The sequence below is a fragment of the Bradyrhizobium uaiense genome (assembly GCF_010811875.1).
GTDB classification, from domain to species: Bacteria; Pseudomonadota; Alphaproteobacteria; order Rhizobiales; family Xanthobacteraceae; genus Bradyrhizobium; species Bradyrhizobium uaiense.
In genome coordinates this window covers 1-1,183 of the sequence record NZ_VKHP01000507.1, presented here as the reverse complement: position 1 = coordinate 1,183, position 1,183 = coordinate 1, and the positions used below count along the sequence as shown (strand labels likewise).

General features: G+C 67.0%; 1 protein-coding gene. It reads left to right on the top strand.

The window, feature by feature from the left end:
• Nucleotides 1-202: 202 nt before the first annotated feature.
• Nucleotides 203-1,183: ABC transporter ATP-binding protein (locus tag FNJ47_RS46140; protein ID WP_236000598.1), on the top strand; the 981-nt coding region annotated here is incomplete at its 3' end.

Here is a 1,183-nt window from a genome sequence, read left to right as displayed (position 1 = left end):
CCCCAACCCTCCCCCGCCGCAAGTCGGGCTTGCCCGACTTGCGCAGATCAATGATGCGCAACCGGGGTTTACCCCGGTTGCGTGGGGGGAGGGAGCGCACTGAACAAGCGGAGGGCGTGATGATTGCCCAGAGACGGTTCCATATTACCGCTTCGCTACTGTGCATGGGGTTGTTTTCGAAATTTTTGATCGGGAGGCCATCATGACCGCCCAGCCGCTGCTCGACGTCAGTGACCTCACGGTCGAGTTCACCACCCGCCGCGGCATCGTCAAGGCGGTGCAGCACGTCAACATCTCCGTCGGCAAGGGTGAGACCGTCGGCATCGTCGGCGAGTCCGGCTCCGGCAAATCGGTGACCTCCTATGCCGTGATGCGCATCCTCGATCGCGCCGGCCGGATCGCCGACGGTTCGGTGATGTTCTCCGGCATCGACGTCAAGTCGGCCTCGGAGAGCCAGATGCGCGATCTGCGCGGCCGCGAAGTCTCGATGATCTTCCAGAATCCGCGCGCCGCGCTCAATCCGATCCGCAAGGTCGGGCACCAGATCGAGGACGTGCTGCGCCAACATGTGCAGCAGGCGCAGGTCACCGATCGCGGCGAGAAAGCGATCGAGGCGCTGGAGCAGGTCAAGATCGCGCGTCCGCGCGAGCGCTATCATGCCTATCCGTTCGAGCTGTCCGGCGGCATGTGCCAGCGCGTCGTCATCGCGCTCGCGCTGGCCTGCAACCCGCAGCTCCTGATCGCCGACGAACCGACCACCGGCCTCGACGTCACCACCCAGAAGGCGGTGATGGATTTGATCGTCGAATTGACGAAGCGCCGCGCGATGTCGACGATCCTGATCACACATGACCTCGGCCTCGCCGCCGCCTATTGCGACCGCGTCGTGGTGATGGAGAAGGGCCGTGTGGTCGAGACCGCAAAGTCGGCCGACATCTTCGCCGCGCCCCAGCACGACTACACCAGGAAGCTGATGCGCGCGACGCCGCGGCTTGGGGTGTCATTGCGCGATCTGTTGCCGGAGCAAGACTCCCTTGCCTCTCCCCGCGCGCGGGGAGAGGCCGACACGCGCAGCGTGGCGGGGGAGGGGGACCCTCCGCGAGTCGCGGTCGGGGGGGGTGTGCCCCCCCCCCCCCCCCCCCCCCCACAGACCACGGGGGGGGGGGAGGGCCGCGGAGGCGGG